Annotated in this window: 32 protein-coding genes; 20 read left to right on the top strand and 12 right to left on the bottom strand. The window is 57.9% G+C overall.

Annotation, left to right across the window (positions count from 1 at the left end; genetic code table 11):
- The first annotated feature begins 36 nt into the window (after window positions 1-36).
- The 5 genes from ACR0BI_RS11555 to ACR0BI_RS11535 all read left to right on the top strand — a co-directional run bounded on the left by ACR0BI_RS11555 (window position 37) and on the right by ACR0BI_RS11535 (window position 5,123).
- Window positions 37-1,281 (top strand): ABC transporter substrate-binding protein, encoded by a 1,245-nt coding sequence (locus ACR0BI_RS11555; protein WP_170514081.1) that lies wholly within the window; start codon window positions 37-39, stop codon window positions 1,279-1,281.
- Between the two features lie 56 nt (window positions 1,282-1,337).
- Window positions 1,338-2,210 carry a carbohydrate ABC transporter permease gene (locus ACR0BI_RS11550; protein WP_039543053.1) on the top strand — a complete coding sequence of 291 codons (873 nt, stop codon included), beginning with the start codon at window positions 1,338-1,340 and terminating at the stop codon, window positions 2,208-2,210.
- Window positions 2,203-3,102, top strand: coding sequence for a carbohydrate ABC transporter permease (locus ACR0BI_RS11545; RefSeq protein ID WP_170408537.1), 900 nt, complete (start codon window positions 2,203-2,205; stop codon window positions 3,100-3,102). The genes ACR0BI_RS11550 and ACR0BI_RS11545 overlap by 8 nt, the downstream gene beginning before the upstream one ends.
- Window positions 3,103-3,107: 5 nt before the next feature.
- Complete coding sequence (locus tag ACR0BI_RS11540) at window positions 3,108-4,205, top strand: ABC transporter ATP-binding protein (RefSeq protein WP_170408536.1); 1,098 nt, start codon at window positions 3,108-3,110, stop codon at window positions 4,203-4,205.
- 108 nt (window positions 4,206-4,313) lie between these two features.
- On the top strand, window positions 4,314-5,123 hold the full coding sequence (locus ACR0BI_RS11535; RefSeq protein WP_170664290.1) for a methyltransferase domain-containing protein: 810 nt from the start codon (window positions 4,314-4,316) through the stop codon (window positions 5,121-5,123).
- 59 nt (window positions 5,124-5,182) lie between these two features.
- On the opposite strand, the gene ACR0BI_RS11530 is transcribed toward ACR0BI_RS11535, so the two are convergent.
- Both ACR0BI_RS11530 and ACR0BI_RS11525 read right to left on the bottom strand, forming a co-directional pair.
- Window positions 5,183-5,791 (bottom strand): MlaC/ttg2D family ABC transporter substrate-binding protein, encoded by a 609-nt coding sequence (locus tag ACR0BI_RS11530; RefSeq protein ID WP_170408534.1) that lies wholly within the window; start codon window positions 5,789-5,791, stop codon window positions 5,183-5,185.
- Window positions 5,781-6,596, bottom strand: a complete 816-nt coding sequence (locus ACR0BI_RS11525) for an MlaA family lipoprotein (protein ID WP_480561928.1) — start codon at window positions 6,594-6,596, stop codon at window positions 5,781-5,783. Before ACR0BI_RS11525 ends, ACR0BI_RS11530 begins: the two co-directional genes overlap by 11 nt.
- A gap of 297 nt (window positions 6,597-6,893) precedes the next feature.
- Here ACR0BI_RS11525 and ACR0BI_RS11520 point away from each other — a divergent pair, with 297 nt between their 5' ends.
- From ACR0BI_RS11520 to ACR0BI_RS11505, 4 genes are read left to right on the top strand one after another with little or no spacing between them, the layout of a single operon-like run.
- Window positions 6,894-7,349, top strand: coding sequence for a RidA family protein (locus ACR0BI_RS11520; protein WP_170394820.1), 456 nt, complete (start codon window positions 6,894-6,896; stop codon window positions 7,347-7,349).
- Entirely contained in the window at window positions 7,346-8,116 is a 771-nt protein-coding gene (locus ACR0BI_RS11515; RefSeq protein WP_480561930.1) for a glycerophosphodiester phosphodiesterase family protein, read from the top strand. Before ACR0BI_RS11520 ends, ACR0BI_RS11515 begins: the two co-directional genes overlap by 4 nt.
- A 45-nt stretch (window positions 8,117-8,161) precedes the next feature.
- Window positions 8,162-9,349: a GNAT family N-acetyltransferase gene (locus ACR0BI_RS11510; protein ID WP_170408531.1), complete on the top strand. Its 1,188-nt coding sequence runs from the start codon at window positions 8,162-8,164 to the stop codon at window positions 9,347-9,349.
- A complete protein-coding gene (locus tag ACR0BI_RS11505; protein WP_170394812.1) occupies window positions 9,346-9,651 on the top strand; it encodes a 4a-hydroxytetrahydrobiopterin dehydratase in 306 nt (101 codons plus the stop codon). The genes ACR0BI_RS11510 and ACR0BI_RS11505 overlap by 4 nt, the downstream gene beginning before the upstream one ends.
- Here ACR0BI_RS11505 and ACR0BI_RS11500 read toward each other — a convergent pair.
- The 4 genes from ACR0BI_RS11500 to ACR0BI_RS11485 all read right to left on the bottom strand — a co-directional run bounded on the left by ACR0BI_RS11500 (window position 9,634) and on the right by ACR0BI_RS11485 (window position 11,164).
- The gene (locus ACR0BI_RS11500; RefSeq protein WP_170408530.1) at window positions 9,634-9,942 is read right to left on the bottom strand and encodes a hypothetical protein; all 309 of its coding nucleotides are present in this window, start codon (window positions 9,940-9,942) and stop codon (window positions 9,634-9,636) included. The genes ACR0BI_RS11505 and ACR0BI_RS11500 overlap by 18 nt on opposite strands.
- A 28-nt stretch (window positions 9,943-9,970) precedes the next feature.
- Window positions 9,971-10,318: a penta-EF hand family protein gene (locus ACR0BI_RS11495; RefSeq protein WP_170626752.1), complete on the bottom strand. Its 348-nt coding sequence runs from the start codon at window positions 10,316-10,318 to the stop codon at window positions 9,971-9,973.
- Between the two features lie 11 nt (window positions 10,319-10,329).
- A complete protein-coding gene (locus ACR0BI_RS11490) occupies window positions 10,330-10,575 on the bottom strand; it encodes a glycine zipper 2TM domain-containing protein (protein WP_480561933.1) in 246 nt (81 codons plus the stop codon).
- A gap of 103 nt (window positions 10,576-10,678) precedes the next feature.
- Window positions 10,679-11,164: a peroxiredoxin family protein gene (locus tag ACR0BI_RS11485; RefSeq protein ID WP_170408529.1), complete on the bottom strand. Its 486-nt coding sequence runs from the start codon at window positions 11,162-11,164 to the stop codon at window positions 10,679-10,681.
- Between the two features lie 99 nt (window positions 11,165-11,263).
- On the opposite strand from ACR0BI_RS11485, the gene ACR0BI_RS11480 reads away from it, so the two are divergent.
- Genes ACR0BI_RS11480 through ACR0BI_RS11465 form a run of 4 tightly spaced genes read left to right on the top strand, consistent with a single transcriptional unit; the run spans window position 11,264 to window position 13,871 of the window.
- Window positions 11,264-12,475 (top strand): NAD(P)/FAD-dependent oxidoreductase, encoded by a 1,212-nt coding sequence (locus ACR0BI_RS11480; protein WP_480561935.1) that lies wholly within the window; start codon window positions 11,264-11,266, stop codon window positions 12,473-12,475.
- Window positions 12,472-13,029, top strand: a complete 558-nt coding sequence (gene rsmD, locus ACR0BI_RS11475) for a 16S rRNA (guanine(966)-N(2))-methyltransferase RsmD (protein WP_480561937.1) — start codon at window positions 12,472-12,474, stop codon at window positions 13,027-13,029. The genes ACR0BI_RS11480 and rsmD overlap by 4 nt, the downstream gene beginning before the upstream one ends.
- Window position 13,030: 1 nt before the next feature.
- Window positions 13,031-13,666: an HAD family hydrolase gene (locus tag ACR0BI_RS11470; RefSeq protein ID WP_480561939.1), complete on the top strand. Its 636-nt coding sequence runs from the start codon at window positions 13,031-13,033 to the stop codon at window positions 13,664-13,666.
- A gap of 25 nt (window positions 13,667-13,691) precedes the next feature.
- Window positions 13,692-13,871 (top strand): hypothetical protein, encoded by a 180-nt coding sequence (locus ACR0BI_RS11465; RefSeq protein ID WP_170394788.1) that lies wholly within the window; start codon window positions 13,692-13,694, stop codon window positions 13,869-13,871.
- Here ACR0BI_RS11465 and map read toward each other — a convergent pair.
- Complete coding sequence (map, locus tag ACR0BI_RS11460; RefSeq protein ID WP_170394785.1) at window positions 13,859-14,671, bottom strand: type I methionyl aminopeptidase; 813 nt, start codon at window positions 14,669-14,671, stop codon at window positions 13,859-13,861. The genes ACR0BI_RS11465 and map overlap by 13 nt on opposite strands.
- 109 nt (window positions 14,672-14,780) lie before the next feature.
- Window positions 14,781-15,482 carry a DNA/RNA nuclease SfsA gene (gene sfsA / locus ACR0BI_RS11455; protein WP_170426107.1) on the bottom strand — a complete coding sequence of 234 codons (702 nt, stop codon included), beginning with the start codon at window positions 15,480-15,482 and terminating at the stop codon, window positions 14,781-14,783.
- 51 nt (window positions 15,483-15,533) lie between these two features.
- On the opposite strand from sfsA, the gene ACR0BI_RS11450 reads away from it, so the two are divergent.
- The 5 genes from ACR0BI_RS11450 (at window position 15,534) to ACR0BI_RS11430 (ending at window position 19,406) form a co-directional block, all read left to right on the top strand.
- Complete coding sequence (locus tag ACR0BI_RS11450) at window positions 15,534-16,256, top strand: competence/damage-inducible protein A (RefSeq protein ID WP_223117215.1); 723 nt, start codon at window positions 15,534-15,536, stop codon at window positions 16,254-16,256.
- Window positions 16,253-16,963, top strand: a complete 711-nt coding sequence (locus tag ACR0BI_RS11445; protein WP_480561942.1) for a GNAT family N-acetyltransferase — start codon at window positions 16,253-16,255, stop codon at window positions 16,961-16,963. Before ACR0BI_RS11450 ends, ACR0BI_RS11445 begins: the two co-directional genes overlap by 4 nt.
- Window positions 16,964-16,973: 10 nt before the next feature.
- A complete protein-coding gene (locus tag ACR0BI_RS11440) occupies window positions 16,974-17,546 on the top strand; it encodes a peroxidase-related enzyme (protein WP_480561944.1) in 573 nt (190 codons plus the stop codon).
- On the top strand, window positions 17,543-18,442 hold the full coding sequence (locus ACR0BI_RS11435; RefSeq protein ID WP_480561946.1) for an OmpA family protein: 900 nt from the start codon (window positions 17,543-17,545) through the stop codon (window positions 18,440-18,442). The genes ACR0BI_RS11440 and ACR0BI_RS11435 overlap by 4 nt, the downstream gene beginning before the upstream one ends.
- A gap of 148 nt (window positions 18,443-18,590) precedes the next feature.
- Window positions 18,591-19,406 (top strand): DUF2189 domain-containing protein, encoded by an 816-nt coding sequence (locus tag ACR0BI_RS11430; protein ID WP_480561948.1) that lies wholly within the window; start codon window positions 18,591-18,593, stop codon window positions 19,404-19,406.
- A gap of 66 nt (window positions 19,407-19,472) precedes the next feature.
- Here ACR0BI_RS11430 and ACR0BI_RS11425 read toward each other — a convergent pair whose 3' ends face one another.
- Window positions 19,473-20,378 (bottom strand): LysR family transcriptional regulator, encoded by a 906-nt coding sequence (locus ACR0BI_RS11425; protein ID WP_170819196.1) that lies wholly within the window; start codon window positions 20,376-20,378, stop codon window positions 19,473-19,475.
- A gap of 228 nt (window positions 20,379-20,606) precedes the next feature.
- Between ACR0BI_RS11425 and ACR0BI_RS11420 the strand changes: the two genes are divergently transcribed.
- Window positions 20,607-21,047, top strand: a complete 441-nt coding sequence (locus ACR0BI_RS11420) for a DUF4399 domain-containing protein (RefSeq protein WP_480561950.1) — start codon at window positions 20,607-20,609, stop codon at window positions 21,045-21,047.
- A 26-nt stretch (window positions 21,048-21,073) separates the two neighbouring features.
- On the opposite strand, the gene ACR0BI_RS11415 is transcribed toward ACR0BI_RS11420, so the two are convergent.
- The 3 genes from ACR0BI_RS11415 to ACR0BI_RS11405 all read right to left on the bottom strand — a co-directional run bounded on the left by ACR0BI_RS11415 (window position 21,074) and on the right by ACR0BI_RS11405 (window position 23,835).
- The gene (locus ACR0BI_RS11415; RefSeq protein WP_170598355.1) at window positions 21,074-21,463 is read right to left on the bottom strand and encodes a hypothetical protein; all 390 of its coding nucleotides are present in this window, start codon (window positions 21,461-21,463) and stop codon (window positions 21,074-21,076) included.
- Window positions 21,460-21,711: a hypothetical protein gene (locus ACR0BI_RS11410; RefSeq protein ID WP_170394756.1), complete on the bottom strand. Its 252-nt coding sequence runs from the start codon at window positions 21,709-21,711 to the stop codon at window positions 21,460-21,462. The genes ACR0BI_RS11415 and ACR0BI_RS11410 overlap by 4 nt, the downstream gene beginning before the upstream one ends.
- A 96-nt stretch (window positions 21,712-21,807) precedes the next feature.
- Window positions 21,808-23,835: an FAD-dependent oxidoreductase gene (locus ACR0BI_RS11405; protein ID WP_480561952.1), complete on the bottom strand. Its 2,028-nt coding sequence runs from the start codon at window positions 23,833-23,835 to the stop codon at window positions 21,808-21,810.
- Window positions 23,836-23,971: 136 nt separating this feature from the next.
- On the opposite strand from ACR0BI_RS11405, the gene ACR0BI_RS11400 reads away from it, so the two are divergent.
- On the top strand, window positions 23,972-24,457 hold the full coding sequence (locus tag ACR0BI_RS11400) for an RNA pyrophosphohydrolase (RefSeq protein ID WP_170394750.1): 486 nt from the start codon (window positions 23,972-23,974) through the stop codon (window positions 24,455-24,457).
- Window positions 24,458-24,460 lie beyond the last annotated feature (3 nt).

Raw genomic sequence — 24,460 nt, 5'->3', positions numbered from 1 at the left:
GGGGTGGCACCGAATTCTCAGGGAGGAGAACAAAAAATGAAGCGTTTTGCATTTGCCACCGTGTCGACCTTGGCCGTAGTGGCCGGGTCGGCTGTTGTGGCTGAACCAAAGGCCGAAGTTCTGCACTGGTGGACATCCGGTGGTGAGGCGAAATCGGTCGCGGTTCTGCAGGAAGAGTTCGCCTCGAACGGCGGCACATGGACCGATATGCCGGTCGCAGGTGGCGGCGGCGATGCGGCCATGACTGCGCTGCGGGCCCGGGTTCTTGCGGGTAACGCGCCGACTGCTGTTCAGCTGAAAGGACCTGCCATTCAGGAATGGTATGAAGAGGGCGTTTTGGCAGACATTTCATCCGTGGCAGAAGCCGAAGGCTGGGCCGATGTGCTGCCAGCATCGATTGCAGGCCACATGATGTGCGAAGGTACGTGGTGCGCAGCACCTGTGAACGTGCACCGCATCGACTGGATCTGGGCCAATGCTGACGTTCTGGCCGCCAACGACATTGAAATGCCCACAACTTGGGAAGAGTTCAACGCCGCTGCCGAAAAACTGCAGGCTGCCGGAGTGATCCCGTTGGCCCATGGTGGCCAGGCGTGGCAAGACGCCACAGTGTTCGAAGCGGTTGCGCTGGGACTGGGTGGCCCCGAGTTCTATCAGAAAGCCTTTGTCGATCTCGACCCCGAGGCGCTGACCTCGGACACCATGGTTCAGGTCTTTGATCAGATGCGCACCCTGCGCGGTTATGTGGACGAAAACTTCTCAGGCCGCGACTGGAACCTTGCCACCGCCATGGTGATGAATGGCGAAGCAGCCTTCCAAATCATGGGTGACTGGGCCAAGGGCGAATTCCTGGCGGCTGGCAAGAAGCCCGGCGAAGACTTCCTGTGTGCCTCGACCCCCGGCGACGGATATCTGTACAACGTCGACAGCTTCGCCATGTTCGAAGTGGAAGGTGACGACAACCGCGCTGGTCAGGAATTGCTGGCCAAGCTGATCGTCGCGCCGAAGTTCCAGGAAGTGTTCAACCTGAACAAGGGCTCGATCCCTGCGCGGACTGATGTGGCGCTGGATGCGTTCGACATCTGCGCGCAAATCTCGGCCGAAGATATGGGTTCGACCTCGGCAGGCGGTTCGCTGCTGCCGTCTTACGCCCATGGTATGGCGCTGCGCGGGTCGCAGGCCGGTGCGATTACGGATGTTGTGACCGCACATTTCAACTCGGATATGTCCTCGGCTGACGCGGTTCAGCAACTGGCGGACGCGGTAGCAAACAGCTACTGATCCAATACGCTCTGCCCCTATAGTGAGGGGCAGAGCATCTTTCCCCGGAGGCTAAAATGTCCGAATGGCTGGAAAACCACCTGCCCAAGGTGGTGCTGGCACCGTCGTTCATCGCCGTATTGATCTTTGTCTACGGATTTATCGGATGGACCGCATGGGTGTCGCTAACCCGATCGAAACTACTGCCGAAATACGAGATCAAAGGCTTCATTCAGTATGAACGCCTGTTCGACTCACCCCGCTGGGATACGGCGATCAACAACCTGTATATCTTTGGCGCGCTGTTCATCGTGATCGCGATGGTACTGGGCCTGTTGCTGGCCATCCTGCTGGATCAGAAGATCCGCGTCGAAGGCGCGATCCGGACGATCTACTTGTACCCGATGGCGTTGTCGATGATCGTGACCGGTACGGCGTGGAAGTGGATTTTGAACCCGGGCCTGGGCATCGAATCCATGGTGCAGGGGTGGGGCTTTCCGAATTTCGAATTCGACTGGCTGGTGAACCCTGACTATGCGATCTACACTATCGTGATCGCCGCGATCTGGCAGAGTTCCGGCTTCGTCATGGCGTTGTTTTTGGCCGGTTTACGTTCGGTCGATGGCGAGATCATCAAGGCCGCACAGGTCGATGGTATCCCCACTTGGCGCATCTATACGGCGATCATCATCCCTTCGATGGCCCCGATTTTCCTGTCTGCTTTCATCGTGCTGGCGCACCTCGCAATCAAAAGCTTCGACCTTGTCATCGCCCTGACTGGTGGCGGTCCGGGCTACGCAACCGATCTGCCCGCTACTTACATGTACGCCATGGCGTTTTCGCGCGGCGATATTGGTCAAGCAGCCTCGTCCGCGATGATCATGATGCTGGTCGTCTTTGCCATCGTGGTTCCCTATCTTTACTCAGAGCTGAGGGCGAAAAATGACTGATCTGTCGATGCCCCAAACACAAACCCGCACCCAAAGCGCTACGGGCAAGATTGCCCTGCGTTGGTTGCTTTATGTCCTGCTTGGCCTGTTTGCACTGTATTATCTAATGCCGCTCTTCGTGATGTTGACGACATCATTGAAAAGCCTTGAGGAAATCCGCACCGGCAGCCTGATTTCGCTGCCGCGAGAGGTCAGCTTTGACGCCTGGAAAACCGCATGGTCCGGCGCTTGTACCGGTATCCAGTGTGAAGGTTTGCGACCCTATTTCTGGAACTCGGTTCTGATCGCGGTGCCTGCGGTATTTTTGTCGACCCTGTTGGGTGCGCTGAACGGCTATGTCGTGGCGCAATGGCGGTTCAAAGGGGCCAATATCATCTTCTCGCTGATGCTGTTCGGTTGCTTCATCCCGTTCCAAGTTGTTCTGCTGCCAATGGCACGTCTGCTGGGTATGATGGGGATTGCCGGAACCATTCCGGGCCTGATCTTTGTCCATGTGATCTACGGGCTGGGCTTCACCACGCTGTTCTTCCGCAACTACTATGTCACCATTCCGGCCGAGCTGACCAAGGCGGCGCGGGTTGATGGGGCCGGCTTCATGCGGATCTTCTGGTCGATCTTCCTGCCGCTGTCGCTGCCCATCATCGTGGTGACCGTGATCTGGCAGTTCACGCAGATCTGGAACGACTTCCTGTTTGGCGTGTCGTTCAGCCAGGCAGGGACACAGCCCGTAACTGTTGCGCTCAACAACATCGTAAACTCCACCACCGGCGTCAAAGAATACAACGTCGACATGGCTGCCGCGATCATCGCAGGGCTGCCGACGCTGCTCGTCTATGTCGTTGCCGGTAAGTATTTCATCCGCGGCCTGACCGCTGGCTCAGTGAAGGGATAAGACCCATGGCTCCCATCCTTGATATCAACAAACTCTACAAGAATTACGGCGCGACCGAGATTCTGAAAGACATCAACATCTCGATTGAACCGGGCGATTTCCTGGTGCTTGTCGGCCCCTCGGGCTGCGGTAAGTCTACGCTGCTGAACTGCATTGCGGGACTGGAAGAGATCACCGGTGGCACATTGTCCATCGGCGGCAACGACATGACCCATGTCAGCCCCAAGGATCGCGACATCGCGATGGTGTTCCAGTCTTACGCTTTGTACCCGACCATGTCGGTGGCCAAGAACATCACCTTCGGCATGAAAGTGCGCGGCGTCGATCAGGCCACGCAGGAAGCTAAGCTGAAAGACGTCGCCTCCTTGCTGCAGATCGAGCCATTGCTGAACCGCCGCCCCAGCCAACTGTCGGGTGGTCAGCGTCAGCGGGTCGCGATGGGCCGGGCGTTGGTGCGCGACCCCAAGCTGTTCCTGTTCGATGAACCGCTGTCGAACCTTGACGCCAAGCTGCGGGTCGAGATGCGGACCGAGATCAAGAAGCTGCACCAGACACTGGACGCCTCCATTGTTTATGTCACCCACGACCAGATCGAAGCGATGACGCTGGCCACCAAGATCGTGGTCCTGAAAGGCGGGGTCGTGCAGCAGATCGGTACTCCGGCCGAGATCTACAACAACCCGGCCAACCTGTTTGTGGCGGATTTCATGGGCTCACCTGCGATGAACCTGATCCCGGCACAGGCATCGAACAATGGCTCGGGAACGCAAATCTCTATTGCACGCGAATCCGGTGAAACGCTGGTTCTGAACGATGCACGCGACTTGTCTCTGCCGCAGGATGTCATCCTTGGTCTACGCCCTGAAGATATCGCCGAGGCGGGGTTCCGCGCTGGCGCAGGCGTGCAGGAAGCCGCCTGCATGGTCGATATGGTCGAACCCGCAGGGGCAGATACCTATGTGGTGTCGGAATTGGGTGGCAAGCAGGTCACGGCGCGGCTGCATGCTGAAACCAGCGCGCAGGCCGGTCAATTGCTGAACTTGGCGTTCGACATGAGCAAGGTTTCCTACTTTGCCAAGGAAACGGGTGAACGGCTGAACTAAGGGACCGTTGGCCCGCACCAACCCGGGGTGGGCCATAGCAATCACGGTCGGTTTTGGCCGGTTAATTTGAAATATGCTATCTTGGGACGTAGCGAAGGGAGGCGCGCTATGTCCGATCCGTATTCCGATCTGGCCGGGCAGGATATCTCGGTCCAAGAGCGTATCGCCGAAGCTATGGAAGCGCGGTGTCTGGAGCCGGCGCAGAAAGAGATCAGGGATAGCTATCTAAGTGATCTGATTGTCCCTGAGGGCGGGTTCGCGGTTGAGCTGGGTTCAGGCACCGGGCACATCACGCAAGAGCTGCTGTCAGTTGGCGGGGTGGAGCGCGCGCTCGGCATTGAGCCCTCACCGGTTATGGTCAAACGTGCGAGAAACGGCTTCGCCAGCGAGAGCAATCTTGTTTTTGAAACCGGCGATGCAAAGGCAACCAGGCTTGAAGATAGCTCAGCAGACCTTGTTCTGGCGCATACACTGTTGTGCCATGTACCCGGCCCCGACGATGTGGTTTCCGAGGCCTTTCGGATACTGAAACCGGGCGGGATATTCGCGATTTGCGATGGGGACTACGATACCGCCACAGCGCAGATTGCCGATTTTGATCCTCTGGATCAACTCATTCGGTTCATGATCAATCAGAACGTCACAAACCTTTGGATCATGCGCCAGATTGGCGGTGTACTCTCTCAGGCAGGTTTTGAGCTGGGCCGTCGCCGGGGACACGGTTATGTAGCCGAAGGAGAGGCGACTTACTTTCTGACCGTTATCGACCGTGGTGCGGATCGAATGGCCGAGACCGGGTTGTTGGCGCCTGAAACGGCACAGGCGCTGAAATCCGAGGCCCGGGCGCGTGTGTCTGCAAACACGTTTTTTGGCTACATGTCTTATGTCAGCCAGATCGCGCGCAAGCCTGCAACCTGAACAAAAAAGCCACCGCGCGAACGGGTCGAGCGGTGGCCGGCGTAGGGTAATACCTCTGATCAGCCAGTCTTTTTCAGATCTTTGATCAGGCGATTCAGGTCGCCGCCGCGCGCATCCAGCATTGCGCCAATCTCTGTGCGCTCGGTCAGCAACAAATTTACACCTTCGATGAACATGTTGTAGAACTTGCCACGGCCCGATTTGTCGGACACCAGGAATGTCACTTCGAACGGGGATGAGCCGCGCAATTTGACCGAGGTTCTGACCTCGTATCCGGTCTTGATCTTGCGCGCGTTACGCACGGTGACCTCACCGCCGATGAACTCGCGGAACCGGCGACCATATTTGCGCGAAATATAGCCTTCGAACGCTTTGGTGAACTGACGCAGCTGTGCGGATGAGGCTGTGCGTGCATCCGCCCCCAGCGCATAGCGGGCCATGATCGGCACATCACCGTATTGCACAAAGATCTTTTGAAAATCACGTAGCATGGCATTTTCGGATTTACCCGAGTCAATGATACGCGTGATATCGGCCACAACGCTGTTGACCAGCTGTTTGGCCTGCGCTTCGGTCAGCGCGAACGCGGGCAGAGGCAATGCGGCAACTGTCATCCCGGTCAGGGCGGTGGCCACAAAACGGCGTCGGTTCAACAGGTTATTCGGCATAGGGGTCCTCGTACGGGTCAAGATAGGGGTCTCTGACAGGGTCGGTCCCGGTGGTGGCGTAGGGATCGTCATACAGACCCAGATAGGCGTCTTCATCATCCCTTGCCAGTTCAAAGCGGCGATTTTGCAGGTAGATCGTGCGCGCTTGCGCGTAACTGTCTGCACTTTCGTACAGAATCGAATCAACTGTATCCGAGAACCGACCGCGATCTCCCATCCGCCGCACGACCTCGGCATAGACACCAATATTGTCGACCGGGCGGGTCGGGCTAAAGTTGATCGGATTCGAGAACAGGTTGACCACAACGCCGACCGCATCGCGCGCGGTGGACGGGCCGTAGAAGGGCAGTTCCACATAAGCACCTTCGCCCACGCCCCAGACATGCAGGGTTTCGCCGAAATCAGTATCAACAGACGGCAGGTTCAGCTCATCAGCCGGGGCTGACAGGCCAAAGCCGCCCACGGTCGAGTTGATCAGAAAGCGCAGCAGCGCATTGCCGGACTGTTTCAGATTGCCTTGCAGCAGATAGTCCAGCGCCTGCCCGGGCATCGTCAGGTTTTCGGCAAAGTGATTGAAACTGGTAACCATCGGATCTGGTACGATCTTCACATAGCCTTTCGAGGCCGGTCGGAACAGGAATCGGTCCACACCCAGATTGAACTTGTGAATGCCCCGGTTGGTCCCTTCATAGGGGTCAAAAATCTCACCCCGCGCCGCTGCGTCCTGAGGCTGCGTCGCGCATGCCGATAGGACCGTCAGGATGGCGAATATGATCAGGTGCTTCAGACGAATGTAACTTGGCACTGTCTTCGTTACTCCGAAAATTGCCCAGCGGTATCCGGGCCTTCAATCAATACAGCCTTTGCACCCTTGGTGGCGCAATTGGTCTCACATAGAGGTTTCGCGCAGGATTTGAAACAACAACTCGCGTTTACCTCAGCCGATGGGGCGACGTAAAGTGACACGAATTCAACACTTCCTGAATAAGAGAAGACCTGCCCAGTTTGCAGGCAATGGGAAAAATCCCGCTTTCCCGCTTTCGGAAACAGGTTTTCCCGGGTAGCGTCCGCGCTGAATCACTACGAGATGAGGATCAATCATATGAGCATCGCAGCAAAACTGGACAGCCTGGGTGTCAGCCTGTCGGACGCACCTGCTCCGGCAGCGAACTACGTTCCTTTCGTGCGCATCGGCAACATTGTCTACGTGTCGGGCCAGATCTCCAAGGCGGATGATCTGATCACTGGTAAGCTCGGTGATGATATGGATGTTGAGGCAGGCGCCGCTGCAGCCAAAGTCTGCGCCATCAACCTGTTGGCTCAGGTCAAAGCGGCTTGTGGTGGCGATATCGACAAGCTGGTGCGCGTGATCAAGCTGACCGGTTTTGTAAACTCGACCGCTGATTTCACAGAACAGCCGAAGGTGATCAACGGGGCCTCCGACTTCCTGGTCGAAGCGCTGGGCGACGCCGGTCGTCATTCGCGCTCGGCCGTCAGCGCAGCCTCATTGCCTTTGGGTGTTGCCGTTGAAATCGAGGGTATTTTCGAGGTTCAATGAAACCGTCCCTTCCGTCTGAGTTCCTGCAGCGCCCGATAGCACATCGCGCGCTGCATGACATTTCTGATCAGCGGCCCGAGAATAGCCGGGCCGCCATTCGTGCCGCAATAGACGCCGGTTATGGGGTCGAGATTGATCTGCAACGCACCCGTGACAATCGGGCCATGGTGTTTCACGACTATGACATGACACGTCTGACCGGGCAGCCCGGACCGATCCAACAGATCACCGAAACACAAGCGCGGGCCCAGACGCTTCTGCATTCTGACGGTGAAGGTATCCCCTCGCTGGAAGAGGTGCTGGCCATTGTTGCAGGACGGGTGCCCTTGCTCATCGAGCTGAAGGATCAAGATGGTGCAATGGGCCCCGATATCGGCGCTTTGGAAGCAGATGCTGTAAGCGCACTGAAAGACTATGAAGGCCCGGTCGCGCTGATGTCGTTCAACCCGCATTCAGTCGCAGAGATTGCACGCCTTACGCCACATTTGCCGCGCGGTCTCGTTACCAGTTCTTACGAGCCCAAAGTCGAGCTTCTGCCGCAAGCCGTCTGCGATCATCTGCGCAACATCCCGGATTTCGACCGCGTTGGAGCCAGCTTTATCAGCCATGAAGTCATCGATCTTGACCGCCCCCGGGTCGCTGAGTTGAAGGCACAGGGTGTGCCGATCCTGTGCTGGACCGTGCGCTCGCTTGAACAAGAAGCAGAGGCACGCAAGGTTGCCGATAATGTTACGTTCGAAGGCTATCTGGCCGAACATCCCGCTTGATCCCGGCGCGCGCGATCACAGATAAAGGTGCAGCGCGGAGGGGATATGGATCAGGCACAGATTGAGGTTCGGGTTCTGACATCGGTCTCGCAGATTTCCGCGAGCGACTGGGACAGTTGCGCCTGCCCCGAGGTTGCCGATGGCGGGCGACCGTTTGATCCGTTCACGACACATCGGTTTTTGCTTGCCCTGGAAGAAAGCGGCTCGGTCGGGCGCGGTACTGGCTGGCAGCCGCAATACCTGACAGCCTATCTGGACGGGATGCTGATTGCGGCAGCCCCGATGTTTGCCAAGTCGCACTCCCAAGGTGAATACATCTTCGACCATAGCTGGGCTCATGCCTATGAAAGCGCGGGCGGGCGATATTATCCCAAGCTGCAGATCGCGGTGCCCTTCACACCCGCGACTGGCAGGCGTTTTTTGGTGCGACCCGGCTACGATGCTGTCGGGATCTCGGCGCTGGTGCAAGGAGCGGTGCAACTGGCCGCCGAGAATCGAATTTCATCGCTGCACGCTACTTTCTGCACCGAGGCCGAAGCGCTGGCAGGTGAGCAGATGGGCCTGATGGTCCGCCACTCGCAGCAGTTTCACTGGCTCAATGATGATTACGCCGATTTTGACGAGTTTCTGGCTGCGCTGTCCTCGCGCAAACGCAAGAATATCAAGAAGGAACGCACGCAGGCCTGTGATTTCGGTGGGCAGATTCGAACAATCACCGGCGATGATCTGCGACCCGAGCATTGGGACGCGTTCTGGCGGTTCTATCAGGATACCGGCGCGCGAAAATGGGGCTCGCCCTACCTGACGCGACAATTCTTTGATATCGCTCAGGAAACCATGACGGATGACATCGCCTTGGTGCTGGCCGAACGCAATGGATACCCCGTCGCCGGTGCGTTAAATTTTGTCGGGCGGGAAACGCTGTATGGCCGGTATTGGGGCTGTGTCGAACATCACCCCTGCCTGCATTTCGAACTGTGCTATTATAGGGCGATCGACTTTGCCATTGCGGAAGGTCTGGCGCGGGTTGAGGCCGGTGCGCAGGGCGAGCACAAGCTGGCGCGCGGCTATCTGCCAACCCGCACGCATAGCTTGCATTGGGTTGGCGATCCGGGTTTTGCTGATGCGGTTCAGAAATATCTGGACGCCGAGTCCCACGCAGTGGGAGAAGAGATCGAGATTCTGACGGATTATGGCCCGTTCAGGAAATCGAACCCGGAGGAACAGCAATGACCGAACTTCTGTCAACCGAGACCCGCGGCCCGCTGCTGGACCCGCTGTTCAGAAATGGCTGGACCATGGTCGAAGACCGCGACGCGATCACCAAGACCTTCATCTTCGATAATTTTGTCGCCGCCTTTGGCTGGATGACGCAGGTGGCGATCTGGGCCGAGAAATGGAACCACCACCCCGAATGGTCGAATGTCTACCGCACGGTAGAGGTGGTCCTGTCGACCCATGATGTTGGCGGTCTGTCTGCACAAGACGCCAAGCTGGCGCGTAAGATGGACAGCCTGCTAACGGTCTCCGCGTGAACCCGTCCCACCGGCCAGCAATGTTGCCGTTCCCAGCTGCTTGAATTCTGCCGGAGTGATCGTGCCGTCGCTGACATTGATATTGCCCGGAATTCTGATCGTACGGGTGCCGACGGACCGCACGCTGCGGGCCGCCGGATTGATGTCGAGACACCGATTTTCATAACAGGTCAGACCGCTGGTATTGATCTGAATCTGCACCTGACCATCAGGGCCGCTGATCACCGGGGATTGCTGTACGTCACATGCGGCCAAAGCCACCAGGCTACCGAGGCAGATCCATTTATTCATGACACGCTCCTGCCAACCAAGTTGGCGTTTAATCTAAGAGACCGTTGCCATCCTTATCCGCAGCGTCAAAATCGTTCTGCATCTGGCTGACATACTCTGCCTTTGAGATAAGACTGTCGCCATCCCGGTCAACGGCTTCGAACTGTTTGATATCCAAGAACGGTTTTGCTTCGCTCAGGCCCAGAGTGCCGTTCTTGTCTTCGTCCATTGCCTGAAATGCATAGTCCGAGAAGGCGTTGAATTCGTCCTTGGACAGGAAGCCGTCATTGTTGGTGTCGATGTTATTCAACTCGGCCTCGTGCAGTTCTGCGACAGTCTCTGCGTTTGCAGCAGCAGCCATCACGAATACGGTGGTGATAATCAATACTCGTTTCATCTCAAATCTCCTCAGCACGCGTAACGTTCGCCAGACACGCCACCCGCAGCGGCGCCCGCCGCCGTCAGGATGGTCTTGCCTGAACCACCGCCAAATTGATTGCCGATCACTCCACCGATCAGGGCGCCGCCTATGGTACCACTCAGGCAGGCGATCTCGTGCTGTCGCGCAGCCTGTTGTTGGGGTGTGGGTGCAGGTCCGCACGCCGCCAGGGCCCCGGCGGTGCCAAGAATCAATGTAAGAAATTTCAGTCGCATCAATGAACTCCCCAGTTGTATGGGCCAAGTATTGGCGCATCGGGGCGTTGCATCAAGTTAAATGCGTTTCACGTGGCCCCGGTCAAACCGGGGCCGACAGGGATCAGATACTATCAAGCAGGCCTTCACCAGCCGAGACCTCACAGACACCGGGGTTTTCTTCCAGATTCATCGCCACAACCTTGCCGTCTTCAACCAGCATTGCATAGCGTTTGGAGCGTGCAATCAGGCCTACGGGCGGGGCGTCGAAATCCATGCCGATGGCCTTGGTAAACTCGGACGCTGCATCGGCCAGCATGGTCAGCCCGGCCGCTGTTGCACCGGTGCTTTCTCCCCAGGCGCCCATCACGAAAGGGTCGTTGACCGAGATACAGATGATTTCCTCTACACCCTTGGCATCGAACTGGTCCTTGGTCCGCATGAAGCTTGGTACATGAGCGGTTGTGCAGGTTCCGGTGAACGCACCGGGTACAGCAAAGATCACAACCTTGCGCCCTTTGGTCTTGTCTGAAATCCGAACCTCCTCGGGGCCTTCGGCACCCATCTGGATCAGCGTGGCCTCGGGCAGCATGTCACCTGTTGCAATCATTTTTACGCTCCTGTCATTTGGATTTGCAGAGTCGGGCTTTGCCGCAATATAGGTGGTCGAAACAAAGTAACCACGTGAATTCTGCAGGGTGAGCGAAACATGAGCCATATTGTCGTGATCGGGGCAGGGCAGGCCGGTGCTTCTTTGGTAGCACGGCTGCGCAAGGACGGGTTCGAAGGTGACATCACCCTGATCGGAGCCGAGCCGCATTTGCCCTACCAACGCCCGCCCTTGTCCAAGGCTTACCTGTTGGGCGAGATGGAGCTGGAGCGCCTGTTCTTGCGGCCCGAGAGCTTCTATGCCGAAAACAATATCACCCTACGGTTGGGTCAACGTGTGACGGCGATTGATCCAAAGGCCAAGACGGTGACCCTCGGCGATGAGGTGATCACCTATGATGAACTGGCGCTGACCACTGGGTCCGACCCACGCCGCCTGCCCGCAGCGATCGGGGGCGATCTTGAGGGTGTCCATGTGGTGCGAGATCTCGCCCATATCGACGAGATGGAACCTCTGGTATCGGATGGCGCCCGCGCGCTGATCGTTGGTGGCGGCTATATCGGGCTTGAAGCCGCCGCCGTTTGTGCCAAGCGCGGGGTCAGGGTGACCTTGGTCGAGATGGCCGACCGCATCCTTCAGCGTGTTGCGGCGAAAGAGACAAGCGACTACTTTCGCACGCTGCACACCGAATACGGGGCCGACATTCGTGAGGGCGTCGGGTTGGATCGTCTGGTTGGTGAAAACGGCAAAGTGAAGGGTGCTGTTCTGACCGACGGCACCGAGCTTGAGGTGGATTTCGTCGTGGTTGGCGTCGGCATCGCGCCGTCGATTCAATTGGCTGAAATAGCCGGGTTAGAGCTGGATAACGGCATCAAGACCGACGCCCATGGCCGCACCTCAGATCCGTCGATCTGGGCGGCGGGCGATTGCGCGTCGTTCCCGCATGGCGAAGGCCGTATCCGCCTGGAAAGCGTGCCGAACGCCATTGATCAGGCCGAGATCGTGGCCCAGAACATGTTGGGCGCGGCTAAGGATTACACTGCAACGCCATGGTTCTGGTCCGATCAGTATGACGTCAAGCTGCAGATCGCCGGGCTGAATACCGGCTACGACCGTGTGGTGACTCGCAAGGGTGAGGGCGCGACGGTGTCCTTCTGGTACTACAAGGGCGATCAGCTGATCGCGGTCGACGCGATGAATGACCCGCGCGCTTATATGGTCGGCAAACGCCTGATTGATGCGGGCAAGACCGCTGATCCGGCTGTTGTTGCCGACCCAGAAGCGGACCTGAAACCGCTGCTCAAAGCGTGAGGATCATCGCCGGAGACTTCCGGGGCCGGGCTCTGACTTCGGTTGGCAAAGGCGATGCCGGTGCGCATCTTCGCCCGACCACTGACCGGGTAAGGGAAAGCCTGTTCAACGTTATAAATCATCAGATCGACTTCGACGGCTTGCAGGTTCTCGACCTGTTTGCGGGCACCGGTGCATTGGGACTTGAAGCGCTGTCTCGAGGCGCGTCCCACGTCACGTTTGTCGATGATGGGAGGGTCGCGCAGGGTCTGATCCGCAAGAATATCGCCCTGACCGGAAGCGCCAGCCAGACCACTTTGATCCGGCGGGATGCGACCCGTTTGGGCGAAAACCCGGGCACTGTTTGTGATCTGGTTTTTCTGGATCCGCCTTACGGAAAAGCTCTGGGTCAAAGGGCACTGGCCGCGGCTACCCAAGGTGGTTGGTTGTCTGATGACGCTCTGATCGTCTGGGAAGAAAGCACCCCCATGCTCGCGCCCGAGGGCTTCACGCTGCACGACGCGCGGAAATATGGCGACACGCATATCTCGCTGATGTGGCGCACAGGGGGCTGAGATGCACGATCTGGTTATCTTTGATTGCGACGGCGTTCTGGTCGATAGCGAGGTTTTGTCCAATCAGGTCATGGTCGACAATCTCGCTGGCCATGGTCTGCACTTGTCCTTAGCCGAATGCATGTTCCTGTTTGTCGGCGGCACCATGACCGGTGTGCGCGACAAGGCGCGCGAGCTGGGGGCTGATCTGCCGGATGACTGGACTGATCAAATCTATGCGGAAATCTACGAGACGCTGAAAGCAGGCACGCCTCTGGTCGCGGGTATCCGTGAATTGCTGACGCAACTGGATGCAAGCGACATTCCCTATTGTGTCGCCTCAAATGGGCGGCCTGAGAAAATGAAGATTACTTTGGGCCAGAATGGTCTTTGGGAGCGTTTTCAAGATGTGATGTTTTCGGCGCAGGTGCTTGGAACGGGCAAGCCCGACCCGACCCTGTTCCTGACCGCTGCCCAGCATTTCGGCGCAACGGTGCCGGTTGTGATCGAAGACAGCGAAAACGGTGTCACCGCAGCAATGCGCGCCAATATGCGCTGCCTGGGCTATGCGGCCCATGATGATGGTGCGCGATTGGAAGAACTAGGGGCCGAAGTGTTCTCCGACATGTTACATGCGCCCAAGCTTTTGGGACTTTGAGCCATAAACGTGTTATGCTTGGTCCATGGACCGCGCTATCACACCTCCGCTCTGGGCTTTTTCGAAAGACGCCGACACCACAACTGGGCCTCCGCCCAAACCGATGCGCGCGCCGGTGTTCATTCACGACGCGGTCATCCCGTGGCGGGATGAAACCTTGCTGCTGAAGCTATTACGCGATCAGGCGACCGATCAGGACGAATAGGTCGGGTGATATTTGCCGCCCGGTGACAAGGTGAAAATCTCAACCCCATCTGCGGTCACACCGACCGAATGCTCGAACTGCGCCGACAGCGATTTGTCGCGGGTCACGGCAGTCCAGTCATCGGACAGAGTCTTGGTTTCGGGACGCCCCAGATTGACCATCGGCTCGATGGTAAAGAACATGCCCTCTTCCAACACAGCTCCGGTACCCGGACGACCATAGTGCAGGACATTTGGTGGCGCGTGGAACACCCGGCCCAGACCGTGGCCGCAGAAATCGCGTACAACGCTCATCCGATGCGCCTCGACATAGGCCTGAATGGCGTGGCCGATATCGCCGAAGGTATTGCCCGGCTTGACCATCTCGATACCTTTGAACAGTGCGTCGTGGGTCACCTGAATCAGCCGTTCGGCCTTGCGCGGCAATTTACCCGCCACATACATGCGCGACGTATCACCGAACCAGCCATCAACGATGACGGTCACGTCGATATTCAGAATGTCGCCATCCTTCAGCTTTTTGTCACCTGGAATGCCGTGACACACCACGTGGTTCACGCTGATGCAGCTGGCGTGCTGATAACCCTTGTAGCCAATGGTTGCCGATTCCGCACCTGCATCCTCGACCATCTGAGTGATCAGCCCGTCAATCGCACCGGTGGTCTGGCCGACAAAAACATGTTCAGCAATGTCATCCAATATCCGCGCAGCCAGCGCCCCTGCCGCATGCATGCCGGCAAAGTCACTCTGTTCATAGATGCGGATACCGTCTTTGGTCAGACGGCCACGATGTTCTTTCATCGGTGCGGGACTCCAAATATTTCACGCAGCACTTCTTTTACGCTGCTTGTGCAGAAAGTACCAGAGGGCTCGGTTTTCAACTAGTAAATAGGGTCTAACAAAGAAGTTTCTAGCCCGCGCCCCATTGCCGAGCGGGCTCAACCCAGACGCCTTCGGGCGTGATCCGAGTTCCAACGACAAAGCGTTCAACCCCAATCGCTGCCTCAAACGCCGCCGCATAGGCTGGGTCAATATCATCGGCCAGTGCAAACCGATCGCAATCGGTCCTTTGCACCAGATAAAGCATGATCGCCCGATGGCCCTGTACGGCCATCTTTGCCAGTTCGCCCAAATGTTTGGTGCCGCGTGCGGTGACGCTGTCGGGAAACTCGGCGAGGCCCGCTTGGCGTGAGAGGGTGACGCTTTTGACCTCGACATAAGCATCGGGTAGGCCCGGCCCGGTCAGTAGGAAATCGATACGGCTGTTTTCACCGTATTTGACCTCGGGGCGCACGGTTTCATAGGCGGCCAGCTCGGGGATTTCACGCGCCTCGAGCGCCAACCGAAGCGCCTTGTTGGGGACTGATGTGTCGACCCCTGTGAAATGCCCGTTCTCATGATCGACCAGCCGCCAGCCGTATTTCAGCTTTTTCTTCGGATCGTCGTTGGGCTCCAGCCAGATTTTCTCACCCGGTTCTGCCAGCCCCATCATTGAGCCCGGATTGGCGCAATGGGCTGTCACCTCGCGCCCGTCTTCCAGCCTGCAGTCTGCCAGAAAGCGTTTGTAGCGGCGGATCAGTCGAGCGGGGACAAGGGGGGTTTCAAATCGCATGGCCAAGGGCCTATACCTGCCCTAACGGTCGATCAAGAGGGAGGGCGCGTCATGGCCAATCCAACCGCTGCAATGTTGGTGATCGGGGATGAGATCCTTTCGGGCCGCACCCGCGATGCCAATATGCATTATCTGGCTGGAGAGCTGACCAAACACGGCATTGACCTGAAAGAGGTGCGCATTGTCAGCGATGATGCACCCGCGATTGAGGCAGCCGTAAGGGCGCTATCAGAGGCCCATGACCATGTGTTTACCAGTGGTGGTATTGGTCCGACCCATGACGACATCACCGCCGATTGCATCGCCCGTGCCTTTGGTGTGCATATCGATGTTCGCGACGACGCGCGTACATTGCTTGAGGCGCATTACGAGAAATCCGGGCTGGAGCTGAACGACGCTCGCCTGCGCATGGCGCGTATTCCGGAAGGGGCCGAATTGATCGACAACCCGGTCTCGACCGCGCCCGGCTTTACCATCAACAACGTCCATGTCATGGCCGGGGTGCCTTTGGTTTTTCAGGCCATGGTTGCAAGCGTTCTGCCTTCGCTCATCGGAGGTAGCCCGCTTTTGTCGCAGACGCTGCGTGTGGATCGGGGTGAAGGCGATATTGCAGCAACTTTGGCCGCACTGGCCAAAGACTTCGGCGATCTTTCGATCGGCTGTTATCCGTTTCAGACGAATGGCGTCTTCGGAGCCAACGTCGTCGTGCGCGGCACCGAGGGTGGACGGATCGATGCCGCCATGACCCGCCTTGCGAAAGAGATCGAGCTTTGAATCCCGATTGGGCCGCTGTTGTCGATGGCACATGGCCTGCCGCCGGCTATCAAACGCAAGGCCCATTTCGACTGCGGCAAGGACAGGGCGGAGGTTCACGCGTCTCTGCCGCCAATCGCACCGGGGACGTCACCAGTGCCGATATCGATGCGGCCGAAAGCGCCATGCAGGCGATGGGTCAAAAACGCCTCTTCTGCCTGCGGCCCGGAGATGAGGCGCTGGATGCCATGCTTGCGCAACGCGGCTACAACATCCTTGATCCGGTCAATATTTATTCCTGCCCGGCGCAGCAGTTGACCGATATCCCGATCCCGCGCGTGACTGTTTTCAACATCTGGGAACCGCTGGCCATCATGCGTGAGATCTGGGCGCAGGGCGGTATCGGCCCCGAACGGATTGCGATCATGTACCGGGCACCGGGCCGAAAGACCGGCCTTTTGTTGCGCCACAGCGATCAGCCCGCAGGAACCGGCTTCGTGGCGATCCATGAAGGTATCGCGATGGTTCACGCGCTGGAAATCCTACCGGATCACCGCCGCAAGGGGTTGGGCCAGTGGGCCATGCGCGCCGCGGCCTTTTGGGCGCTGGACAATGGCGCGCAGACGCTTAGCGTGATCTGTACCAAGGCGAACGCGGGGGCCAATGGCCTCTACCACTCGCTTGGGATGAAGATCGTCGGAGAATACCACTATCGCCAGCGCGTCTGAGGAGGACGAATTGACCAAACAGGACATGCCCACTGCCTTGGATCTGCCAATGGTGGACCCACTACCGTCAGAGACGCAGAAATACTTTGATATCTGTGTTGAGAAACTGGGAATGGTGCCGAATGTCCTGCGCGCCTATGCCTTCGATATCGACAAGCTGAATGCCTTCACTTCGATGTATAATGATCTGATGCTGGCCGATAGCGGGCTGACCAAGCTGGAACGCGAGATGATTGCGGTCGTGGTGTCCTCGATCAACAAATGCTTCTACTGCCTCGTGGCTCATGGCGCAGCGGTGCGGCAGCTTTCGGACGATCCGCAGCTGGGTGAGATGCTGGTCATGAACTACCGCGTCGCCAAATTGGACGCGCGCCAACGTGCAATGCTGGATTTCGCAGCCAAGATGACCACCGCCAGCACCACAATCGAAGAGCCCGATCGCCAGCTTTTACGCGATGTCGGGTTTTCGGATCGCGATATCTGGGACATTGCCAATGTCACCGGTTTCTTCAATATGACCAACCGCGTGGCCAGTGCCACTGCCATGGTCCCGAACCCAGAGTATCATGCGCAGTTCCGATGATCCGTTTCCTGTTCCTTAGCCTCCTTTTGGCCGTGCCTGTGCAGGCGCAGGATCTGACGTTGCCCGCCAGCGCCCGGCAGATTTCGGATCGCACCAGTGCATTGGACAGCTACGACCTGCCAACCGGCGTGTTTGCCGACGGCGCGGTTCCATCCCGCACTGTCGAAGGGCGTGTCGAGCGGCTAACATGGCGTCTGCAGGCCGGGTCCAGCACGACGCTGCAAATTCTTGCACCGCTTCGGGATCAGCTTCAGGCGCAAGGTTTCGAGATCGCGTTTGAATGCGAGGCACGCAATTGTGGCGGTTTCGATTTCCGCTTTGGCACCGAAGTGGTGCCGACGCCTGACATGTATGTGGCGATCCACGATTACCGTTTTCTATCCGCCTCCCGCGGTGACGAAGTGCTGAGCCTGCTGGTCAGCCGCAACCCGCCGGATGGCTATGTGCAGATGATCCGGGTGACCCCGCAAGGTACGCTGCCTGCGCAGCCACTTGTGATCGAGGAAACCGTTGAGGGCCCTGCCGGGTTGCTAAACGATCTCAGCAGTACCGGACATGTCATCCTTGATGACCTGCACTTTCGCACCGGCGAAGTCGCGCTGGGCGAAGGGTCGTTTGCCTCGCTTGCGCTGCTTGCGGGCTATCTGGCCGACAATCCTTCGACCCGTTTGGCGCTGGTAGGGCACACGGATGATACGGGCGCATTGCAGGCCAATATTGCGGTCAGCACCAAACGGGCGGAAGCCGTGCGTGCGCGCCTGATCGAAGCGCACGGTGTTGCCGCCGACCGGATCGAGGCGCAGGGCGTAGGCTATCTTGCGCCCATCACCTCTAACGCTACGCCCGAGGGCCGCGATCTCAATCGCCGGGTCGAGGCGGTGTTGCTGGTCAACTAACAGGCGCGAGCACCGCGGACACCCTGTGTCCCCCTTGCCCTGATGGCGCGGCCTGATGCACACTTGCAGCTAATCGGTGCGTCTGTCTTGCCATCAGGCCTGTTGGCAGGCAGTCCCACCAGTCACCATGCTTTGGGAGGAATGCGTCATGGCATCCAAAACCGAAGATACCACTCCGCCGGATAACACGGTCCCACAGCAATCCATGCCCGAGGTTAACAGGCTGACGGCCGAGGATATTACCGCATCGCTGAAGGCCGGGTTTTCCGACTTCCTCGCACACCCGGTCATGAGCGGCTTTTTCGGCCTGTTCTACGCGGTTTTCGGCATCCTGTTCGTTTGGTGCCTGGTCGGGCTTGGCAAGATCTGGATGATCATTCCTGCCGCCGTAGGCTTTCCGCTGGTTGCCCCATTTGCGGCCGCCGGGCTTTATGAAATGTCCCGTAGGATGCAGAAAGGGGAAAGCTTCGGTTGGTCCGAAATCCTCAGCGTCATGGCCCATCAACGCAAGCGCGAGATGGGTTGGATGGCCTTTGTCACCCTGTTCATTTTCTGGGTATGGACCTACCAAATCCGCCTTTGGCTGGCGATCATCCTGCAAAAGGCGTCCTTCTCGGATTTCGAAGGGTTCATGAACACCATCTTCTTCACACCGCAAGGCTGGACCTTTCTGGCGGTCGGCACCTGTATCGGCGCTTTTTTGTCGGCGGTCCTGTTCTCGGTGACTGTGGTGGCCATGCCCATGCTTATGGATCGGGAAACCAACTTTGTTTCCGCCATGCTCACTTCCATTCGCGTGGTCGCTGAAAGCCCGGTGGTAATGCTCAGTTGGGCGGCGATCATCTCGGTCACCATGCTTTTGTCGCTGGTTCCGGCGTTTCTGGGGCTGATTTTCACGCTGCCGATCCTGGGCCACACCACGTGGCATCTGTATCAGCGGGCCGTATCACCAGAGACTAACTGATGCATCGCTAGACAAAAAAAACCCGTGCTATTCAGCACGGGCCGTTTAGGTGCCACAGGGAGAATTCTACCAGTCCATCGGACCCTTTTCAGCAAAGGATTCGACAAGAAAATCAATGAATGCCCGCACCTTGGGCTGGGTAAACCGGCCCGGCGGGTACACTGCATAGACGCCCTGAACTTCATCCGGCAGCGAAGGCATGGCGTCCACCACCTCACCCGATTTCAGTGCGTCGGCGTATAGATAGCTGGGCAGATGTGCGATCCCCAGCCCAGAGATGGCTGCGTTCAGCAGCGACTGCCCGTCATTCACGCTCAGCCAGCCAGCAGTGCGGACCTGACGCTTCTCGCCCGAAGGCGCCGTCAGCTTCCACACGCTGCCCGAGGATTGGCTGGAGTAATGCAGCAGTTTGTGTTCGTTCAGATCGTCGATCTTCTGCGGGCGTCCGAACTGCTCGATATATCTCGGCGACGCGACCATGCGTTTCACTGTTTCGGTCAGCTTACGGGCGCGCAGCGTGCTGTCTTCCAGCTCGCCAATGCGCACGGCCACGTCAAAGCCTTCGGAAATCAGCTCAACATAGCGGTTGTTCAGAACCATATTCACGGTGATGTCCGGATAGGCCGACAGGAAGTCCGACAGGACCGGTGACAGGTGATTGACGCCAAAATCTGTTGCCACAGAGATCCGCAGCAGACCAGAAGGCGCAGATTGCATCGAAGTCACCAGCGCATCCGCTTCGCCTGCGTCGTTCAGCACGCGACGGGCGCGATCATAATAGGCCAACCCGATCTCGGTTGGCGAAACCCGGCGCGTTGTCCGGTTCAATAGCCTTGCCCCCAACCGCGCCTCGAGGCTCGAGACGTGTTTAGACACGGCTGATTTGGAGATGCCCATTTTCTTGGCCGCGTCGGTGAAACCACCCTGGTCCACCACGTTGGAAAAGGCCTCCATTTCAGTTAGTCGATCCATTCTCGTTCCCCAGGTCTTCCGTTCGTTGTCTCTTTATCGCGATCAATCTGGGCAAGAACTGGGCAGACATGGGATAATATCAGGGTTTTGAATCGGATCGTTTGCAACTAGGAAACGCCCGGGCCTATATGCCGCGGACCATGCCTTTCGATGCAAAACCCCGTTTTCTGGACTTTTTTCCAATCGTGCTATGATGAGAATGGCATTTTTGTGACCACGGAGGAGACTATGAAAGCCCTATTTGCTGTCATTACCCTGTGTCTGACCGCCAGCCTCGTGTGGGCCGGGGGGGAAACACCATCGAATCCAGATGCGAAGGTCTATTTCGTGAACTTGTCTGACGGGGACACCGTGCAATCACCTGTGACCGTAGTCTTTGGCCTCAGCGGCATGGGCGTTGCCCCTGCAGGAACCGAGAAGGAAAATACAGGGCACCATCACCTCCTGATTGATCGCCCACCACTTGGGCAGGGAGAAGACGGTGCGGACGAACTGTCATACGGTCTGCCCGCAGACGACAATCACATTCATTTCGGTGGCGGTCAGACTGAGGTGACTTTGGAACTTGCTCCGGGTGAGCATACTTTGCAGCTGGTGCTTGGGGATGCAGGCCACGTCCCTCATGCGACGCCCATTGTGTCCGAGGTGGTTACGATCACAGTGGAGTAACAATTTACCTCCGCCGCAAAACGCGATTATGCGGCGGCAGGCAGCAGGAATATATCGCGGGCAAGCTGCGTGTTGAGACGTTCCGCAGAATACCATTGGTTGAGTACTGACTTGGCCATCAGGTCGGAATTTTCCTGTGCGAAACTCTTAAAGTCAGTAGCTTGCGTGTTGGCCAGCCGCTCTGCGATCAGGCTCATGAATGCGTAGGTGATTGTCAGATTGAACTTGTTCGGTGCGCCTGCGTTCGCTGCTAACGTGCGAATTCCCTTGGCGTAGATCGCTGCGGCATCGATGAAATCATACTTGCGTAGCAGGTCATAAGCGACTTGCACATGTTCGGCGTGTCCGAACGTTGCGTTGTCGATTGCGTGTGCTTCAAATGCGATGGTGACGTCGGCGTATCGCGATGCGCTCATTCTTCATCCTCCTTGAAACGGTGGCTGTCTTCAGCTGTCCAATCGAAGTCGTAGACACTTTTGAGTTGTTTGATCTTCTTCAGCGTCTCTTCAGAGAAGGCTGGCTTGTTCTCAAAGCTGTGCAGCGCGATGCCCTCAATCAGGTCGCCAAGGGTCATGTCCAGCGATTCTGCCAGCCCTTTGAGAACTTTCAGAAGCCGCTTCTCGATTCGAATTCCTGTTTGGGTGCGTTCTATTTTCTGACTCATGTGGTACATATGTATATTGATAACAGTTGAGTCAAGGAAAACGAAAAAAGCCGCCTCTTCCGGGGCGGCTTTCTCCAGCGCACTGGCATTACAACGTCAGAACGCTGCCGCCAGACGTGTGCCCTGATTGATCGCACGTTTGGCGTCCAGCTCGGCTGCCACATCTGCGCCACCAATCACATGCGGGGTCATTCCACGTTCGATCAGCTCATCCGCCAGCGACCGGTCCGAGACCTGCCCGGCACATAGGACGATCGACTCGGCTGCGATCACGGTTGGATCATCGCGGGTTTCGCCAAAGCTGACATGCAGGCCGTCCTCGTCGATGCGCTCATAATTCACACCACCAACGAAACTGACGTCCTTCATCTTTAATGTCGCGCGGTGGATCCAGCCCGTTGTCTTTCCCAGCCCCTTGCCGTGACGCTGTGCCTTGCGCTGCAGCAGCGTGACCTGCCGTGCTGGTGCTTCGGGCTGCGGGCCCTCGGGGGCCAGGCCCGAGCGGTGTTCTGCGGGGTCGGTCACGCCCCATTCCTTCATCCACAATGGAAGGTCCGTGGTTGGGCTGTGACCGTCTTCCAGCAGGAATTCGGAGACATCGAACCCGATGCCTCCGGCCCCGATCACGGCGACAGTGCTGCCGACCTCGGCCTTGTCGCGCAGCACGTCGATGTAGCTGAGCACATTGTCCCGATCCTGGCCGGGAATCTGTGGATCACGAGGAGTGACACCGGTGGCGATGACCACCTCATCATAACCGGTCAGATCATCCGCGCTGACCTCGCGGTTCAGTTCGACCGTCACGCCTAGGTCGTCCATCATGGTGCGATACCAGTCAACCAGTCCCCAGAACTCTTCTTTCCCTGGCACCTGTTTGGCCATGTTCAATTGCCCGCCTATCTCGGCGGCGCGATCAAACAGGGTTACATCATGGCCGCGCTGGGCAGCTGTCATCGCGGTGGACAAACCTGCAGGGCCAGCGCCGACAATGGCCACGGTCTTACGTGTCTCGGCCTTGCCGATCACCAATTCGGTCTCATGACAGGCACGCGGATTGACCAGGCATGAGGTCAGCTTACCGCTGAAAGTGTGGTCCAGACAGGCCTGATTGCATGCGATGCACGGGGCGATCTTCGCGGCTTCATCTGCAATCGCCTTGTTCACGAAATCCGCATCGGCCAGCATGGGCCGCGCCAGAGACACCATATCGGCGCAACCGGTCGATAGAACTTCTTCGGCAACCTCAGGCGTGTTGATCCGGTTCGAGGTGATCACCGGGATGCCGACCTTACCCATCAGCTTCTTGGTAACCCACGCAAACGCTGCACGGGGAACGCTGGTGGCAATCGTCGGAATCCGCGCCTCATGCCAACCGATACCGGTGTTGATGATCGTTGCCCCGGCCTGCTCAATCCGCTGCGCAAGTTCAACGACTTCGTCATGGGTCGACCCATTGGGCACAAGATCAATCATCGAAAGGCGATAGATGATGATGAAATCGCTCCCCACGGCTTCCCGCGTGCGGCGCACCACCTCGATAGGCAGACGCATCCGGTTCTCGTATGACCCACCCCAGCGATCCTCGCGCTTGTTGGTGTGGGTCACGAGGAACTGGTTCAGGAAATACCCCTCGGAGCCCATGATCTCGACCCCGTCATAGCCCGCCTGTTGGGCCAGAACAGCCGCGTTGACGATGTCGCTGATTTGCTTCTCGATACCCTCTTCGTCCAACTCATGCGGCGGAAACGGAGAAATTGGGGATTTCACCGGGCTGGGGGCCACGCATTTCGGACCATAGGCATAGCGCCCCGCATGCAGGATCTGCATCGCGATCTTGCCGCCTGCCTCATGCACACGTTTGGTCACAATGGAATGGTTCGCCACCTCTTCATCATTGGTCATCATCGAGGCCCCGGGCAGCACCGAGCCCTCAAGGTTCGGGCCAATCCCACCCGTCACCATCAAAGCAACACCACCGCGCGCGCGATCCGCGTAGAACTCGGCGACACGGATCCAGTCGCCGGTCTCTTCCAGACCGGTATGCATCGAGCCCATCAGCACGCGGTTCTTCAACGTGGTAAAACCCAGATCCAGCGGGGCCAACATGTTTGGGTACGCAGTCATGGCAAACTCTCCCTCCCGACTTTGACCGTCAGATTGACCTTCGCGTCACCTTTGTCACGCGAAACCTAACGTCATTCCCTTTGCCTTTACTGCGGCGCTTGCTAGAGACGCAGCAAAGTTAATCACGAGGCCGCGCATGACCCCTGATGAAATCGCCAAACTGCCCTATCGCCCCTGCGTGGGACTGATGTTGATGAATGCCGAGGGTCTGATCTTTGTCGGTCAGCGCAATGATCGCCACAAGGACGCCTGGCAGATGCCTCAGGGCGGCGTGGACAAGGGCGAAGACCCTTGCGATGCGGCCCTGCGCGAGCTTTGGGAAGAAACTGGAGTGACCGCTGATCTTGTGGAAATCATCGCCGAGACCGACGGCTGGCTGCCCTATGACCTACCGCATGACATTGTGCCGAAAATCTGGAAGGGCCGGTATCGCGGGCAGGAGCAGAAATGGTACCTGATGCGGTTTCTGGGCCGGGATGATCAGATCGACATCGCCACCGAGCACCCCGAGTTCACCCATTGGAAATGGCAGACCACGACGCGGCTGGTCGATGAGATCGTGCCGTTCAAAAAGGACGTCTACCAGCAGGTGCTTTCTGCGTTTCAGCCGCATCTCGGGTAGTTC

Source organism: Ruegeria sp. E5 (genome assembly GCF_056534105.1).
The sequence above is the reverse complement of the archived record's forward strand: the minus strand, read 5'-3'. Positions and strand labels throughout refer to the sequence as shown.

What these genes read in the sequence shown, in the direction of transcription:
- ACR0BI_RS11415 (WP_170598355.1), bottom strand. Translation starts at nt 21,463, where the DNA reads ATGAGCGCATCGCGATACGCCGACGTCACCATCGCATTTGAAGCACAC.
- ACR0BI_RS11465 (WP_170394788.1), top strand. Translation starts at nt 13,692, where the DNA reads ATGGACCGCGCTATCACACCTCCGCTCTGGGCTTTTTCGAAAGACGCC.
- ACR0BI_RS11540 (WP_170408536.1), top strand. Translation starts at nt 3,108, where the DNA reads ATGGCTCCCATCCTTGATATCAACAAACTCTACAAGAATTACGGCGCG.
- ACR0BI_RS11545 (WP_170408537.1), top strand. Translation starts at nt 2,203, where the DNA reads ATGACTGATCTGTCGATGCCCCAAACACAAACCCGCACCCAAAGCGCT.
- ACR0BI_RS11490 (WP_480561933.1), bottom strand. Translation starts at nt 10,575, where the DNA reads ATGCGACTGAAATTTCTTACATTGATTCTTGGCACCGCCGGGGCCCTG.
- ACR0BI_RS11410 (WP_170394756.1), bottom strand. Translation starts at nt 21,711, where the DNA reads ATGAGTCAGAAAATAGAACGCACCCAAACAGGAATTCGAATCGAGAAG.
- ACR0BI_RS11420 (WP_480561950.1), top strand. Translation starts at nt 20,607, where the DNA reads ATGAAAGCCCTATTTGCTGTCATTACCCTGTGTCTGACCGCCAGCCTC.
- sfsA (WP_170426107.1), bottom strand. Translation starts at nt 15,482, where the DNA reads ATGCGATTTGAAACCCCCCTTGTCCCCGCTCGACTGATCCGCCGCTAC.
- ACR0BI_RS11520 (WP_170394820.1), top strand. Translation starts at nt 6,894, where the DNA reads ATGAGCATCGCAGCAAAACTGGACAGCCTGGGTGTCAGCCTGTCGGAC.
- ACR0BI_RS11470 (WP_480561939.1), top strand. Translation starts at nt 13,031, where the DNA reads ATGCACGATCTGGTTATCTTTGATTGCGACGGCGTTCTGGTCGATAGC.
- ACR0BI_RS11555 (WP_170514081.1), top strand. Translation starts at nt 37, where the DNA reads ATGAAGCGTTTTGCATTTGCCACCGTGTCGACCTTGGCCGTAGTGGCC.
- ACR0BI_RS11515 (WP_480561930.1), top strand. Translation starts at nt 7,346, where the DNA reads ATGAAACCGTCCCTTCCGTCTGAGTTCCTGCAGCGCCCGATAGCACAT.
- ACR0BI_RS11510 (WP_170408531.1), top strand. Translation starts at nt 8,162, where the DNA reads ATGGATCAGGCACAGATTGAGGTTCGGGTTCTGACATCGGTCTCGCAG.
- ACR0BI_RS11405 (WP_480561952.1), bottom strand. Translation starts at nt 23,835, where the DNA reads ATGACTGCGTACCCAAACATGTTGGCCCCGCTGGATCTGGGTTTTACC.
- ACR0BI_RS11425 (WP_170819196.1), bottom strand. Translation starts at nt 20,378, where the DNA reads ATGGATCGACTAACTGAAATGGAGGCCTTTTCCAACGTGGTGGACCAG.
- map (WP_170394785.1), bottom strand. Translation starts at nt 14,671, where the DNA reads ATGAAAGAACATCGTGGCCGTCTGACCAAAGACGGTATCCGCATCTAT.
- ACR0BI_RS11550 (WP_039543053.1), top strand. Translation starts at nt 1,338, where the DNA reads ATGTCCGAATGGCTGGAAAACCACCTGCCCAAGGTGGTGCTGGCACCG.
- ACR0BI_RS11435 (WP_480561946.1), top strand. Translation starts at nt 17,543, where the DNA reads ATGATCCGTTTCCTGTTCCTTAGCCTCCTTTTGGCCGTGCCTGTGCAG.
- ACR0BI_RS11430 (WP_480561948.1), top strand. Translation starts at nt 18,591, where the DNA reads ATGGCATCCAAAACCGAAGATACCACTCCGCCGGATAACACGGTCCCA.
- ACR0BI_RS11535 (WP_170664290.1), top strand. Translation starts at nt 4,314, where the DNA reads ATGTCCGATCCGTATTCCGATCTGGCCGGGCAGGATATCTCGGTCCAA.
- ACR0BI_RS11480 (WP_480561935.1), top strand. Translation starts at nt 11,264, where the DNA reads ATGAGCCATATTGTCGTGATCGGGGCAGGGCAGGCCGGTGCTTCTTTG.
- ACR0BI_RS11485 (WP_170408529.1), bottom strand. Translation starts at nt 11,164, where the DNA reads ATGATTGCAACAGGTGACATGCTGCCCGAGGCCACGCTGATCCAGATG.
- ACR0BI_RS11505 (WP_170394812.1), top strand. Translation starts at nt 9,346, where the DNA reads ATGACCGAACTTCTGTCAACCGAGACCCGCGGCCCGCTGCTGGACCCG.
- ACR0BI_RS11495 (WP_170626752.1), bottom strand. Translation starts at nt 10,318, where the DNA reads ATGAAACGAGTATTGATTATCACCACCGTATTCGTGATGGCTGCTGCT.
- ACR0BI_RS11530 (WP_170408534.1), bottom strand. Translation starts at nt 5,791, where the DNA reads ATGCCGAATAACCTGTTGAACCGACGCCGTTTTGTGGCCACCGCCCTG.
- ACR0BI_RS11500 (WP_170408530.1), bottom strand. Translation starts at nt 9,942, where the DNA reads ATGAATAAATGGATCTGCCTCGGTAGCCTGGTGGCTTTGGCCGCATGT.
- ACR0BI_RS11400 (WP_170394750.1), top strand. Translation starts at nt 23,972, where the DNA reads ATGACCCCTGATGAAATCGCCAAACTGCCCTATCGCCCCTGCGTGGGA.
- ACR0BI_RS11450 (WP_223117215.1), top strand. Translation starts at nt 15,534, where the DNA reads ATGGCCAATCCAACCGCTGCAATGTTGGTGATCGGGGATGAGATCCTT.